The organism is Bacillus cereus group sp. N12, assembly GCF_016483575.1.
GTDB lineage: Bacteria > Bacillota > Bacilli > Bacillales > Bacillaceae_G > Bacillus_A > Bacillus_A toyonensis.
The window spans coordinates 1-14,405 of the sequence record NZ_JAEHBO010000017.1; the positions used below are offsets into that span (position 1 = coordinate 1).

Here is a 14,405-nt window from a genome sequence, read left to right on the forward strand (position 1 = left end):
TTTTTTATCAGTGTTGACACATAAAAAGAGGTTCAGACACATAAACAGGCTGTGGAGAAGACTTTCTCCACAGCCTGAGGACAATGCCTTCATGGCATTGTCCTTTTCTCTTATCTTAAAAAGTGTTTAAAACGATCTACTTCGTCATCATGACCAATTACAATTAATATATCCCCCGCTTGAATATTTTCCGTAGCTCGAGGAGAGACGATAACTTCTTTACCACGTTTAATTGCTACAATATTCAATCCAAACTTCGCACGAATATCTAATTCAATTAAAGAGTGCCCATCAATTTTTTTATTTGCAATAATCTCTACAATACTATGCTCATCTGAAAGCTCAAGATAGTCTAATACATTACTTGATGCAATATTATTAGCAATCCGTTTTCCCATATCACGCTCTGGATGTACAATGTGATCTGCACCTATCTTACTTAATACTTTTTCATGATAGTCATTTTGAGCTTTTACAGTAATATTTTTTACACCTAACTCTTTCAAAATTAACGTTGTTAAAATACTTGAATTTAAATTATCTCCAATAGCAACGACTACATGATCAAAATTACGAATGCCGAGACTTTTCAATACCATCTCATCTGTTGAATCTGCAATTACAGCATGTGAAGCTATATTTGCAAACTCATTAATTTTATCCTCATCTGAATCAATTGCCATTACTTCCATACCTAATTGAGCTAGTTCTCGGCAAATACTTCCACCGAAACGCCCAAGCCCGATGACAGCAAATTCTTTTTCTTTCTCACTCACAGGAATTCCTCCAATAACTTCAAGTACTATGTATTTTCATTGTAACATACTTTATATACGTCACAAAAACGTGTAAATCATACTTATTTTTGTTTCTGTATATAAAAATATTGTTGTAAATAAAAGGCGATACCAACAAGTAACATACCAAATACAAATATATTTCCAAACGAACTAAATGTTTCAAAAACGAACAATAACGTTTCTTGGCCGAAAAAAGCAAATAGAAGCTGCGTAAAAGCAAATACAAGCGCCCATATGTAATGATGTTGATGGAATAAATAATGCGTTGCGCCTAAAAAAGCAATAAATGAAACGATGAAAATCCACCAATTTTCTAACAACAGTTGCCAATTAGAAAATTGGTATCCATTCACTAATATCGCAATAATCCCGATAACCGCCATTGTTGGCACACTCCAGAATAGTGCTCGCCCTCTAAAGAAGCGGGTACCTTGAACATCTCCTTTTTCATATGCAATGTATGTTAGTACTACTGTACTTATATACAAAACAGAAAGAATCGTTAAAACGATAATAAGCCAAAAGTGTAATTGATAATATTCATGCTCTATATTTGTCACGATTGCAGCTAGCATACACGGGATTAACATTCCCGTCCAACCATCTACTTTTCTTTCATTCCAAAAGACCGTATTACCAATTCGTATACCTAGCAGCATAAAAATAATGATACCTAGTACAAATAATGTAGTTTTATTCCCTACTAAACTCGTTGAGAAAGCAATTAATCCAATAAATAAAAAGAGCACAAACCCATTCATAATTTCTAGTACAGGTGATAAATACCTCTTCACCCATTTGTATGTTTCGTCATATTCATTATTATCTACTAGACGATAGGCATAAAAACTTATTCCAAAATAAACCGCCGCAATAATAACATACGCATATAAGACAAAACATAAAATCGCACTGCTAATTTGCACGTAATTCCCCACCCTTTTTTCTATGTTTCACATTGATTTTACACACTTTTCATACTAAAAGTAAACATATATAAGTTAGTCAAATAATTAATAATGAGCAGTGGCTAAAACCCCCTGCTCATTATTAAAACAGTACAATTAACTTTAATTCTTTCATTTGTATGTAAATGTCTAAAATCAATCTATACGAGCGTTACTTACACCTCAGAACAAAAAGTTTTTTGGAACCTTCAAGAAAGCGGAAGTTTTATTTTCTATTTCCTTTCCACTTTACATATTGGCTTAAAAATGTAATTGCCTTTTCAATCACTTCTTCGTCTGGTTTTAATTTCGCATGATGTAAACCATATTCTGAATTTACTCCAAGCCAAAACATAAATCCAGGGATTTCTCGAAGCATATAACCAAAATCTTCACCTGTCATTGCCTCAGTACATGTAATAACATTCATATCAGTTTGTTTATGTACAAATTGCATAAACTCTCTCGTTAACTCTTCGTGGTTATATACTTGATGATACATTGCTCCGTAATCTATAATCGCCTCACACTGGAAAGAAGCTTCGATACCTGCAACAATTGCCTCAATTCTGCTTTTCACACGCTTCATTGATTCCACTGATAATGTTCGAATCGTTCCTTCTAAACGAGATTTTTCTGCGATAATATTTTGAACTGTACCACCTGTTATTTTTCCAATTGTAATTACCGCACTGTCAAGAGGATTCACATTACGACTAATAACGGATTGAAGTTGTGTAACAAGGTGGCTGGCTGCAACAATCATATCATTCGCAGTATGTGGATAAGCCGCATGTCCACCTTTTCCTTTTAAATCAACATATAATTCTGATGTATTCGCAAATAACAGACCTTCTTTTGTCGCAATTGTTCCTACAGCGTATTCTGGTGCAATATGAAGACCAAGAATTATATTAGGCTTCCATCCTTTTAGCTCTTCACTTTCTAACATAGGAAGAGCGCCACCTGGACCTTCTTCTGCCGGCTGGAATAGAAACACAAGGTCATCATCTATTCTTTCACTCACAGCTGCTGTTAGGAGGCCTAGACCAATTGTTGTATGCAAATCATGTCCACATGCATGCATCATTCCTTTATGTACAGAAGCAAATTCGTATCCGGTTTCCTCTGTTATTGGCAAACCATCTATATCTGCACGAAAACCTATTATTTTCTCTGGGCTTTTCCCATTTACTTTAACAATTACACCTGTTTTCCATGTTCTCACTTCCAAATATTCGTTAGGAAGTGTTTCTATATACTCTAAAATGTACTGTTGTGTTTTCCACTCTTTAAATCCAATTTCCGGGATTTTGTGTAAATCTCTACGAACTTGGACAAATTTGCTTACTGTCATTTTTGCACCTCTATCTATAAAAAGCGCAAGAGCCTATTTATGCTCTTACGCTTTTTGTTTTTTATTTCTCTGGGTTTAATTGACGAAGCTCTTGTTTGATTTCAGTTTTCGCTTTTGTCTTCTCATCAATTTCTTTAATTACACGTGCTGGAGTTCCCGCAACAACTGTATATGGAGGCACATCTTCTGTTACAACAGCTCCTGCTGCTACAACTGCACCTTTACCTACTGTAACGCCCTCTAAAACAACTACATTTGCACCAATTACAACATCGTCTTCAACGATAACTGGTTTTGCAGAAGGTGGCTCAATAACACCCGCAAGTACAGCACCTGCACCTACGTGACAGTTTTTCCCAACCGTTGCACGTCCACCAAGCACTGCGTTCATGTCGATCATAGTACCTTCGCCAATTACAGCACCGATGTTAATTGTTGCATTCATCATGATAACAGCGTTGTCACCAATTTCAACGTGGTCACGAATAATTGCGCCTGGCTCAATACGAGCTTTAATGCCTTTTAAATCAAGCATTGGGATTGCAGAATTACGACGATCGTTCTCAACTACATAGTCAACAATGTGCTTGCTATTTTCATCAAGAATTGTCTTAATTTCAGACCATTCTCCGAATACTACACCAGATTTTTTATTTACAAATGCTTGTACTGTTTCAGGGAACGTTACTTCTTTTAAATCCCCTTTTATGTATACCTTTACAGGAGTTTTCTTTTCACTTTTTTGAATAAACGAAATAATTTCGTTAGCGTCCATCATTTTCATTCTTGTTGCCTCCTAAATCCATTTATATTGTTACTCTACCAAACGATAGAGCGAGTAGCAAGACAATAATCTTATTTTTCCCTTTGAATTTCTTCTATAATTTCTAAAAACGCTTGTACTTGCTTCAATTGTCTTGCTGATTCACTCGTTAACAACCATGTTTCTCTCGTTAATTGAACAGGTGTTTTATACATATTTTCCTGCACTTCTTTTAATACTGTAGAAGGCAATAACGCATAACCTATACCATTTAGAACAAGTTGTTTGCACGTCTCAATTTGATCAACTACAATTGTTCGCTTAGGTGGGTTAGAAAATAACCCATACCACCAATTTTGTATTTGACCATAATAAGTCGAATCACTTTTAAATTGAATAAATGGTCTATTTGTTTCTTTTAACATCGAAATATCTTTTATTTCTTTATCGACTAAATATAATTCATCTTCAAATAATTGTTGCTTTTGTCCTTTATATTCCTGTGATCCCCTTAATATAGCTACATGAACATCGCCCTCATAAAATTGCTTTTGCACTTCACTACTCCAGCCAGTAAACAGCGATATCTTCACAGAAGGATACTTTTGTACAAACTTTTTCAACACAGGAGGGAGCCAATATTGACCAATAACCGATGCAACAGCTATTTTTAACGTTCCATATGTTTCCGTTCTAAAAACTGCCAGTTCGCTCTTAATATTCTCTTCTCTTTGTAACATTTCTTTTGCATAATTTGCGACTTTTTCCCCTTCAGGTGTAATTGTCAATCCTTTTTGTGAACGAATAAAAAATTTCATTCCCCATTGTTTCTCCATAGATTGTAATCGTTGACTAAGCGCAGGTTGGGAAACAAATAAACGTTCCGCCGCTTTTCTCATATTTGATTCCTGGGCTAACACAACCATCATTTGAAAATCATCAATTTGCAACTTTCTCCCTCTTTCCTTAGCTTCCATACACCTTATTTCAATAAGCTTTTCATCCTGAATTTAACTGAATACTTTTATACAAAAAATACAATTTTTCAGTTCGAACTTTCCTTATGTTTTATGTCTTTTTAAATATAATACATACACAACTGATATGCACGAAAAAAAGTGACTTCTCCGTTTCTATGAAGTCACTTTCCTCCTATTATCTATCGATTATGCTGCCGTACTTTTTTATTCAATAATTTTAAAATAGCTCTACGTGTTAAAATCCCCTCGAAATACCCTTCTTCATTTACAGCACAAATAAAAGGATGATCAATTGTCATTTCTAAAGCTTTTGCAAATGAATCTTCTAACTTAAGAACCGGAATATCTTCCTTCATCACTTGTTCTACTTTCATATCATCAAGTCTTTCAAACTCAATGCGCTCTAACCCTAACATACCATCTAAAATCATAGCAGTACTAATCAACCCATGTAATTTATACATTGGGTCTAAAACAGGTATTGCCGAATATCCAGATTTCACAAGAACGAGTAAAGCATGCTCTAATCCATTCCCAATTTGGACATGTGCTACTTTTTCTGATGAAATCATTAAATCTTTCACAAAAATTTGCTGAAACTCGTCTTTCGGAATACTAATCATGTTACATCCCCCATTTTCTCTTTTTCCTGCTTATATTCATCGACTCTATTCTTATTTTATGACAGCGTTTTCATATTATTATTTTGTCCTAACTTTATTTCAATAAAAATACAATTACACAGCTATTTTAGCATACAACATAAAAAAAAGACTACCATTACGGTAGCGCTTAATACCCTTTATTTTTTAATCTGTAAAATAACCTTGTGATTTTTTTATATTGCATCACATCTGTCTGTTTCAAACCATTCTCAATATCTGTAAGTTCTACAGCTAAAATTTCACTCGCATAATTTTGTTGAAATAGAATATCTAGTAACAAACTTTCTTCTTCTTTCGTTAAAACAAATTCCCTTTGCATATACCCCTCTCCTTATAATCCCATCGTTACTCTCATTATATAAAATTTCCAACTTATTTAGTAGATGTAATATTCAGTTTTTAATAAAAACATGTAACAATTGTAACCATATAAAAATTATTTCGTATATCGATTTGCATAACTAAATGCCGCATAAGCATCCGGCTTAATTTTTGCAGTTAATCCCATCGCTTGAATTTTCGCTGTCATATCTAAAATAAATTCTTTTGTTAAACCATCATTCCCTATGTCCAAATGAATTTCCATTATGAACCCAGCCCCATCTTGAGCATATGGATGCAATAAATCCCATATGGTTTGTATATGGTTAGGAGTAAATAGGCAAGCGATTTCTTGACTAAACTGTGTTTCTAAATATATTTTCTCCCGTAATGTTGCCGGCTTATCTTTTACTGACCTATGGTGTAAACATCCCCAAGCCCCTTTTCCAACACGGTGAATATGGATTGCCGTAATAAATCTCGTATCTTTTTGATGTGCCTGTGAGTCTGTCCCAATAGATAATCGATATAAATTTCGTGGATCCTTTTCAATGAAACTACAAATGCGGTTAAAGACCGTATCAAAATTCAAATGTCTCTCTGAAACATTATAGAATTTATGCCAACCGTCCACATAGTCACGTCCTTTCCATTAGACAGACTTTTCGTATTCTCATTGTATGGGACAAAAACAAAAATTATAACTTACTATCCTTTATTCGTCTCAATATTTCGCATTACAAAATGACAAACTTGGCAAGTATAAATTACATTTTGATTCGATTGAGCCGTTAATACATGAATAATCTCTGCAGAATTGTGGCAATTAGGACAGATCACAACTGGTAAACGTTCCACATAACACACCTCCTATTTATTTTTATCACGCTATTTTCGAGCAGTAAAACTCCTGATTGATGTAGGCCAATCATCAGTCGATAATAAGCACTTCCACTGATTAAAGTCTTACTTTATTACCATTGTAGGAAAAACGAAAAATTCCTATACATATATACTGGAAAGTAAAAGAACTAAAAAAGGTACTGCCATAGGCAGTACCTTTTTTATATGTATCAAGAAATGATATCGTAAATCTCAATTGCAACCATATCGATATTATCGAATTGATACACTTGAGGTTTTTCACCTTGTTGATACACTTCTAATTCATACATTTCACTTTTATCGAAAAATTTCACGCTACATTTGCGCTCACCGTTCACTTCAAAATAGCGTTGTGCTACTTCACCGCTTACAGCTTGTTCTTGTAGACTAACAAGTCGTGTTAAAATTCCTTGGAGTAGAGACATGAAATCTCTCCTTTCTCTAATCTTCCTACCAATAGGTTTTACAGCTATACTCATTCTATCCGTCATAACAGAAAAAATGTTCCACAGTCTAGGATAAAGGTTATTGGCCAGAAACTCAACTAAAAATTTGTCGAAATGCAAAGGAAAACACAGAAAGAACATCTTTTTCCTTCTTTATTGCGATTTCCATACTGGAATAATATAATAAAAAACAGAAAAAAGGAGGAATTACAATGAAAAAAATTGAGGTTTACACACAACCTGATTGTCCGCCATGTGTCATTGTGAAAGAATTTTTAAAGCATAATAACGTTGCATATGAAGAATTTGACGTAAAAAAAGACGCTGCTGCTCGCGATCGCCTTTTATACGACTATGATTCCTATTCAACTCCAACAGTTGTAATCGACGGTGAAGTGGTTGCAGGTTTTCAAATCGAAAAATTACAACAGCTACTCAATATAGAATAGGAATAGGTAAATACCTATTCCTATTTTTATCTCGTTATTTATGGGCAGTAAAACTCCCGATTGATGAAAGCTAATAATCAGTGGGATATAAAGCCCCCACTGATTAAAGTTGCACTTTATAATTGTTGTAACCTTTTTATTTCAGTTAAAAGTTCTTGGCTTTCATGATACCCTGCTAATTTCCATTTATCTTGATCCCTTTTCAATGTTACAATTTGATATTGTCCACTTTTCGCCCGCTCATATACATATAAATTTTTATGCTCTTCATCATACGCCATTTTCGTTTCCGAATTAAAAGAAAACGGTGCTTCTTTTGCTGGAAGTAAATATTCACCACTTTGTTTATCACTTCTACTATTTTCATCTGTAAATACTTGAAGGAAATTATCTGTAAAATACGGTGATAACGTCTCTATCATCTTATTCATCGGCAAATGCTTCCCGCGAATTGAAAATTGGGTTTCATAGCCTTTTTGTATCGTTGTAAACACGTCTTTCCGATCGACTTTCAATTCCTCTTTTCCTAACACAGTTGTAACACTATAACCAACTAGAAAGGCAACACATACAAATAGAACAAGCCATATTCCATATTTCCTCATTTTTTCACCTTCCTTTTAAAAGAACTTGTCTTTGTAGTATTCATTGTAACAATGATTATGCAAAGAAAGGGATGGTTTCGTTCGTAAAATCTTTACAACGATAGACAGCATTTTCATCACCATTTTCACTATTACCAATTTCTGATAAAAACAAACAAAAAAATGCACGAATCTCTTCGTGCATTAAAATAAAACATCTTCTTCATATAAATATTCATAAGATAAATCTATAAATAAAAAGTTTTCATCATCAATCGGGAAAGAAAATGTTCGTACCATTTCACCAGTTTCAATATCGGCATATAAATCTGAAAGTCTCGCCTTATTTTCAAAACGCATTTTCATAATATTCTCAAGAAAATACGGACGCCAACTCCAGTTCTTCATATAATACTCCGGCATCACAATCCATTCCCCATCTTTTTTCATAACATTACCTGATTGTTGAAAACCATCTTCATTGCAAATAAATATGCGAAAACTACATTGTGATATACTTTGGCTAAATTGTAATAACCAATCATTTATATCTTCATTCTTTTTTTGTTTTGACAGAACATCACCAATTCGATCACGTAACATCTCTGTTAAATGATAAATTTTTTGCAACTTCTTTTTCTCATGCTGAATAAATTGATGACATTCATTACCAAGTCTCTCTTTTAAAACATTCGTTTCAATAAAATCAGGTAAACATTCTTTTAAATAATTACCTTGATAGTATCTACCACCGTTTTTCCAAGCATATTGTAGTTGATAAAAAGCATCAATTTCTTCATATAACAACGTTGCACCAATTCTTCTTGCAAGTAAAGATAAGGAATATAAAATATCTTGATAAGATTGTATAAGTGCAGTTTGCCTTAAGTTTGTTAAATCTACTTTTAAAATATCAGGTGCTAACACGCTAATACGTTCTAAATTACTTGTACCCGTTCCAACTTTATTAATCGAAATCTGAATACCATATGTACGATAATACATAAGCAAATGATTAAATTGCTCAATATCTTCTTTACATTCATGCTCTGTTATCTCTAAAACAATGTGGTTCAAATTTAAACCTTGTTTTTCATACATCAATAAAAGTTGAAGTAAACTTTCATCTTCGTCATTCATTAATACGTTAGCATTTCGATGTATAAATAATAACAATTTTTGATTGCTTTCTAAATAACGGTTTAAAGCTTTTTCTACTATAATATTATCCGCTTCCAGTTGAAACTCACTTGGAATAGAATCATCATGAAAGAACGAAGCTAAACTTTGTATGCCCTCTTCTGTTTGAATACGTCCTACTACTTCATATCCAATTACTGTATGTTCATCAGCACTAAAAATAGCTTGATAATAAGGAAGGACTTTATCCAAGTTACTCATTACATCTAATGCATCTATCAACGTGCTTCCCTCCCTTTACTTTTCAAAAATTATAACACGATATTTACGGAAAAATAATAAAAAATCCCTTCAGTTTTCCTGAAGGGATTAGAGGGGTAAAATGCTAAGGGGAATTAGCAATTCTACTATGAAGAAAAAAGAGGTCTTAAATATACCGTATATATGACCTCTTGTAAATACCTTTCTTTCACATGTCACAATTCCGTCACATTTTACCACAAAAAAATGAATCAAACATTCATTTGGTCATCCCTCTTAAAATGGATATTGATGCAAGTGTTGTCCTCCATCCATTGTCATGCATGTTCCATTTATGTATGCAGCTTCATCTGAACATATATAATAAGCTAGACCCGCAATTTCTTCTGGCGTACCTAGTCTTCCAAGTGGCACACTTTGTAGTGTACGCTTAGCCATTTCTTCTGAAATCCATAATTTATCGGCACCGCCCGTACGTTCAATCGGCCCTGGTGCGATAGCGTTAACTCGTATTCCATATTTACGTCCCCACTCAACAGCAAGCGTTTTAGTCATTGCTAATACGCCAGCTTTTGCTGCAGCCGAATGAATAACTCCTGGACCTGCATCCCATGCATATGTCGCTACCATATTAATGATATTTCCTTTTATACCTTTCTCAATCCAATACTTCCCGACAGCTTGACTGCAATAAAATGTACCATTTAACACAATATTAATGACCGAATTCCAGCCATTCACAGATAAATCTTCTGCTGGACAAATAAAGTTGCCAGCTGCATTATTTATTAAAATATCAATTCGTCCGAACTTTTCATCAATATGTTCAATCATTTTCTGAATATCTTCAGTATTTCGTACATCCATTTGTACAGGCAATATTTGCCCTGGAAACTGTTCAATCTCTAACTTTGTTTCCTCCAGTTTTTCTTTTGTACGCCCTGTAATAACAACTCGTGCCCCTTCTTTTGCAAAACGAGTTGCCATTCCTTTTCCCATTCCACTCGATCCACCTGTTATAATTACTACCTTCTCTTTCATATATATCCCTCCCAAAAATGAATACACATTCATTTTATCATTTTATTTGATAGAAATCTTTATATTTTTAAACTTTTCTGATATTTTAACTTAAAGAGACTTCTTTTCATTCATTTTTCCGTAAGCTATACTACTTCTTTATTATTTTAAATATATTAAAAAAAACTGAAAGGAGATTTGAGTAGCCTGTATATGGAACGAAAACACATGATATAAATCAAATAGGTATACTCATACTTTTATGAAGCAAATTACACGAAGAAATTTTTTGAAAAATGGAATACGCACTTGTCTATATTCATTTATAACCACTAGTATCGGTTACTATTACGCTAAATACATAGAGCCGCATATGATCTCTTTTACAGAGCACACACTAAAATCACAGCTCATACCAAAAAGTTTTCATGGTATGAAGATTCTTCAATTTAGCGATTTACATCTCGGATACTATTTCTCGCTCCAACATTTATCTCAAATCATTTCTAAGATTAATGCTGCAAACCCAGATATTGTCCTTTTTACTGGTGATCTCATTGATAATTACCAAACATATACTGATACTCCTTTCGTTGCATCCATTTTAAAGAATATACAAGCACCCTTCGGTAAATTTGCTATTTATGGTAACCATGATCACGGCGGATATGGAACTGAATACTATGATCACATCATGCGTGAATCTGGATTTGAACTATTACTAAATAGCGAAAAACGAATTCGTCTACTGGATAATAGTGAAATTTCTATTTTCGGACTCGATGATATACTACTTGGCAAACCAAAAATAGCGGAAACACTACAACAAGCGCGGCAAAATACTTATAACATTGTTCTTGTTCACGAGCCAGATATTGCGCCACAAATTGCTACATATCCAATCAACTTGCAACTTTCTGGTCATAGCCACGGCGGACAAGTAAAAATCCCTTTTTTAGGTGCTATCGTTACCCCATCACTTGCCAAACACTACATTGAAGGCTTCTATTCCATTCAAGACTTATCTCTCTATGTCAATCGCGGACTTGGAAGAACACGTGTCCCATTCCGGTTTATGTCAAAACCTGAAATTACACTCTTCACCCTACAACATTCGTAATAATTCGCCTATTTTCTTACATATCCTTTCTTGTACGCGCTCATCCACGTTTCGTTTACCATATGATAAAAGTGAGTCCAATAAAGGAGGTTTGTTCATGTATCCATATTATCAACCAATCCCAATTCGTTCAGCACCTATTGGCCCAGTAGGCGACTCACGATTCTTTCCGTTTTTTGGCGTTCCATTTCTAGCTGGAATTGCTGGTGGATTGCTCGGCGGAGCATTAGCTTTCGGCCCTAGACCATTTTATCCACCTTATCCACCACCAGCACCTTATCCTTGTTATGGTGGACCTTGTCAACAACCATACTATTATTAATGTATGCCAACAATTCTACCAACGCTATTCTCTCTATTAGACAATCGATTAATATGCTTACAATAAAAACTATTCTCTCTACACATTCTTCTATTTTGAGAACGTATAATAAGTAGAGAACAAAGTAAAAAACCTCTTATTAATAAGAGGTTTTTTACTTTGTTCTTGCTATTCAGCATCTGTATTTTGATACGCCATCTTAAACAACTTCACTTGGCTATCAATCTCCTCTGCACCACTATTAATAACATAATAGTAGTCACCGTCTTTATTTTGTTCGCGTGTTTTCACATTATCTGCTAAAGTAAGCTGTAAAATCGCCTTTATTCTTGCTTTCATTTCAATATCTAGAATTGGGAAGGATATTTCTACTCGTTTCTCCATATTTCGCGTCATCCAATCAGCTGAAGATAAATATATTTTCTCCTCTCCATTATGATGGAAATAATAAATACGGCTATGTTCTAGATATCTTCCTACAACACTAACTACACGAATATTTTCACTTACATTTGGAATATCAGGTCTTAAACAACATGTTCCTCGAACGATGAGCTCTACCTTTACTCCCGCTTGTGATGCTTCATACATTTTTTTTATTAATGGTTTATCCGTTAGTGAATTCATCTTAGCGATAATATAGCCATTTCCATATTGCCTATGATAACGAATTTCTTCATCTATTAAATCCATAAATTGCTTTCTTATATCAAATGGTGCAACTGATAAATGGTGAAAATGCGGTTTCGTTGTATAACCACTTAAATAATTAAAGAAATTTGTTGCATCGACCCCAAAGTCTTTTCGTGATGTAATATAGCCAAAATCGGTATATAGCTTTGCTGTTGCATCATTATAATTTCCTGTTCCAAGATGTACGAATCTTTCGATTTTTCCGTTTTTTCTTCTTACAACTAGCGTAATTTTACTATGCGTTTTCAAGTGACTTACACCGTAAATAACGTGACACCCCGCCTGTTCTAATTCTTTAGCCCAATGAACATTATTCTCTTCATCAAACCTTGCTTTTAACTCCACCAACACTGTGACTTGTTTTCCTTTTTCAGCTGCTACTTTTAGTGCCTGAATAATCGGAGAATCACCACTTACTCGATATAATGTTTGTTTAATCGCAAGTACATTCGGATCGTCTGCCGCATCACGGACAAAATCAACTACTGGCTGAAACGATTCAAAAGGATGATGTAATAAAATATCATGCTCAATCGCCTTTTCAAATACATCTTCCTCATCACCTAAGTCTTGAGGTGGTTGCGGAATAAGGGCTGGATAAATGAGATGTTCATATAATGGTGCTAATTTTTTATATAAAGAGAATAAACATGTTAAATCTAACGGTCCATCCATTATATATACATCTTCATCTTTTACTTCCAACACCTCGTATAATAATGTTAATACTCTTTCATCAATGTGTTCTTTGCCAACTTCTAAACGTACAGCAGCTCCCCACTTACGCTTTTTCAACTCTTTTTCAATTACCTTTAATAAATCCCTCGCACCCTCTTCATGAATTGTTAAATCCGCATTACGTGTAATACGGAAACGAGTAACAGATGATACTTTATATCCTGTGAATAATTTATGAGTAAAACTACTAATTACGTCTTCTAACAAAATAAATTTATGCTTTTGCCCTTCACTCGGTAAAAATATGAAGCGTTCAAGTAATGAAGGAACTTGCACAATTCCTAACTTCGTACGGTTTTCTTCCTCCACTTGCTTCTCATCATATAAAAGAGTAGCTAAGTTCAAACTTTTATTTAATAACATCGGAAATGGACGGTATGCATCGATAGCTACAGGCGTTAAAACCGGAAAAATTTGCTCATCAAAATAATCTTCTATAAATTCTCTCTGTTCTTTCGTCAAATCATGGAATGTTAAACGCTCAATCCCCTCTAATTCAAGCGCTGGCAATACATAATTTTTAAACGTATCATATTGTACGGTCATTAATTCATGGGCTTTTATCGCAATTTTATTTAATTGTTTTTTTGGTGTTAAGCCAGCTTTATTTTCTGGTTGATTAAACCCAGCACTCACTTGATCTTTCAAACCCGCTACACGTACCATAAAGAATTCATCTAAATTCGAGCTAAAAATACTAATAAACTTTAATCTTTCCAAGAGTGGATTATTTTCATCTTGCGCTTCTTGTAGTACACGTTCATTAAATGCTAACCAACTTAGCTCTCGGTTATTATAATATGCTGTATCATTTAAATTTACGATGTTCCCCTTCAACAATTCCATTCTCTTCACACTTCCCCTTGAAACTTTTTTACTATAATTTAGTTACTTTTATTTTAGCAAATTACAAT

Annotated in this window: 18 protein-coding genes; 3 read left to right on the plus strand and 15 right to left on the minus strand. The window is 34.1% G+C overall.

What is annotated here, in order from left to right; all coding sequences use genetic code 11:
* Positions 1 to 110 precede the first annotated feature (110 nt).
* From JDS92_RS11290 to JDS92_RS11335, 10 genes are all read right to left on the minus strand, one after another.
* Positions 111 to 776, minus strand: a complete 666-nt coding sequence (locus tag JDS92_RS11290; RefSeq protein ID WP_001290442.1) for a potassium channel family protein — start codon at positions 774 to 776, stop codon at positions 111 to 113.
* Positions 777 to 859: 83 nt separating this feature from the next.
* Positions 860 to 1,726, minus strand: coding sequence for a hypothetical protein (locus JDS92_RS11295; RefSeq protein WP_001167326.1), 867 nt, complete (start codon positions 1,724 to 1,726; stop codon positions 860 to 862).
* A gap of 247 nt (positions 1,727 to 1,973) precedes the next feature.
* Entirely contained in the window at positions 1,974 to 3,104 is a 1,131-nt protein-coding gene (locus JDS92_RS11300; RefSeq protein WP_199631943.1) for an N-acetyldiaminopimelate deacetylase, read from the minus strand.
* Between the two features lie 61 nt (positions 3,105 to 3,165).
* Entirely contained in the window at positions 3,166 to 3,888 is a 723-nt protein-coding gene (gene dapD, locus JDS92_RS11305; RefSeq protein ID WP_000783253.1) for a 2,3,4,5-tetrahydropyridine-2,6-dicarboxylate N-acetyltransferase, read from the minus strand.
* A 71-nt stretch (positions 3,889 to 3,959) separates the two neighbouring features.
* Positions 3,960 to 4,844: a LysR family transcriptional regulator gene (locus JDS92_RS11310; RefSeq protein WP_002039481.1), complete on the minus strand. Its 885-nt coding sequence runs from the start codon at positions 4,842 to 4,844 to the stop codon at positions 3,960 to 3,962.
* Positions 4,845 to 5,026: 182 nt separating this feature from the next.
* Positions 5,027 to 5,470, minus strand: a complete 444-nt coding sequence (gene cbpB / locus JDS92_RS11315) for a cyclic-di-AMP-binding protein CbpB (protein WP_097956934.1) — start codon at positions 5,468 to 5,470, stop codon at positions 5,027 to 5,029.
* A 169-nt stretch (positions 5,471 to 5,639) separates the two neighbouring features.
* Positions 5,640 to 5,831: an antirepressor AbbA gene (gene abbA / locus JDS92_RS11320; protein WP_199631944.1), complete on the minus strand. Its 192-nt coding sequence runs from the start codon at positions 5,829 to 5,831 to the stop codon at positions 5,640 to 5,642.
* Between the two features lie 117 nt (positions 5,832 to 5,948).
* On the minus strand, positions 5,949 to 6,467 hold the full coding sequence (locus JDS92_RS11325) for a ribonuclease H-like YkuK family protein (RefSeq protein WP_199631945.1): 519 nt from the start codon (positions 6,465 to 6,467) through the stop codon (positions 5,949 to 5,951).
* 74 nt (positions 6,468 to 6,541) lie between these two features.
* Positions 6,542 to 6,691, minus strand: a complete 150-nt coding sequence (locus JDS92_RS11330; RefSeq protein ID WP_000440536.1) for a hypothetical protein — start codon at positions 6,689 to 6,691, stop codon at positions 6,542 to 6,544.
* A gap of 215 nt (positions 6,692 to 6,906) precedes the next feature.
* Positions 6,907 to 7,143, minus strand: coding sequence for a YkuJ family protein (locus JDS92_RS11335; protein ID WP_000055152.1), 237 nt, complete (start codon positions 7,141 to 7,143; stop codon positions 6,907 to 6,909).
* 233 nt (positions 7,144 to 7,376) lie between these two features.
* On the opposite strand from JDS92_RS11335, the gene JDS92_RS11340 reads away from it, so the two are divergent.
* A complete protein-coding gene (locus JDS92_RS11340; RefSeq protein WP_000717871.1) occupies positions 7,377 to 7,613 on the plus strand; it encodes a glutaredoxin family protein in 237 nt (78 codons plus the stop codon).
* A gap of 116 nt (positions 7,614 to 7,729) precedes the next feature.
* Here the strand turns inward: JDS92_RS11340 and JDS92_RS11345 are convergent, their stop codons facing one another.
* The 4 genes from JDS92_RS11345 to fadH all read right to left on the minus strand — a co-directional run bounded on the left by JDS92_RS11345 (position 7,730) and on the right by fadH (position 10,639).
* On the minus strand, positions 7,730 to 8,218 hold the full coding sequence (locus JDS92_RS11345) for a DUF3993 domain-containing protein (protein ID WP_001233803.1): 489 nt from the start codon (positions 8,216 to 8,218) through the stop codon (positions 7,730 to 7,732).
* 55 nt (positions 8,219 to 8,273) lie between these two features.
* Positions 8,274 to 8,402 (minus strand): hypothetical protein, encoded by a 129-nt coding sequence (locus JDS92_RS11350; protein WP_000544074.1) that lies wholly within the window; start codon positions 8,400 to 8,402, stop codon positions 8,274 to 8,276.
* Positions 8,402 to 9,619: an EAL domain-containing protein gene (locus JDS92_RS11355; RefSeq protein ID WP_000564311.1), complete on the minus strand. Its 1,218-nt coding sequence runs from the start codon at positions 9,617 to 9,619 to the stop codon at positions 8,402 to 8,404. Before JDS92_RS11355 ends, JDS92_RS11350 begins: the two co-directional genes overlap by 1 nt.
* 255 nt (positions 9,620 to 9,874) lie before the next feature.
* Positions 9,875 to 10,639 (minus strand): 2,4-dienoyl-CoA reductase, encoded by a 765-nt coding sequence (gene fadH / locus JDS92_RS11360; RefSeq protein WP_000660910.1) that lies wholly within the window; start codon positions 10,637 to 10,639, stop codon positions 9,875 to 9,877.
* 241 nt (positions 10,640 to 10,880) lie between these two features.
* On the opposite strand from fadH, the gene JDS92_RS11365 reads away from it, so the two are divergent.
* Positions 10,881 to 11,738 (plus strand): metallophosphoesterase, encoded by an 858-nt coding sequence (locus tag JDS92_RS11365; protein WP_033668555.1) that lies wholly within the window; start codon positions 10,881 to 10,883, stop codon positions 11,736 to 11,738.
* 97 nt (positions 11,739 to 11,835) lie between these two features.
* The gene (locus JDS92_RS11370; protein WP_199631946.1) at positions 11,836 to 12,060 is read left to right on the plus strand and encodes a hypothetical protein; all 225 of its coding nucleotides are present in this window, start codon (positions 11,836 to 11,838) and stop codon (positions 12,058 to 12,060) included.
* Positions 12,061 to 12,228: 168 nt separating this feature from the next.
* On the opposite strand, the gene JDS92_RS11375 is transcribed toward JDS92_RS11370, so the two are convergent.
* Positions 12,229 to 14,337 carry a polyphosphate kinase gene (locus tag JDS92_RS11375; RefSeq protein WP_199631947.1) on the minus strand — a complete coding sequence of 703 codons (2,109 nt, stop codon included), beginning with the start codon at positions 14,335 to 14,337 and terminating at the stop codon, positions 12,229 to 12,231.
* Positions 14,338 to 14,405 lie beyond the last annotated feature (68 nt).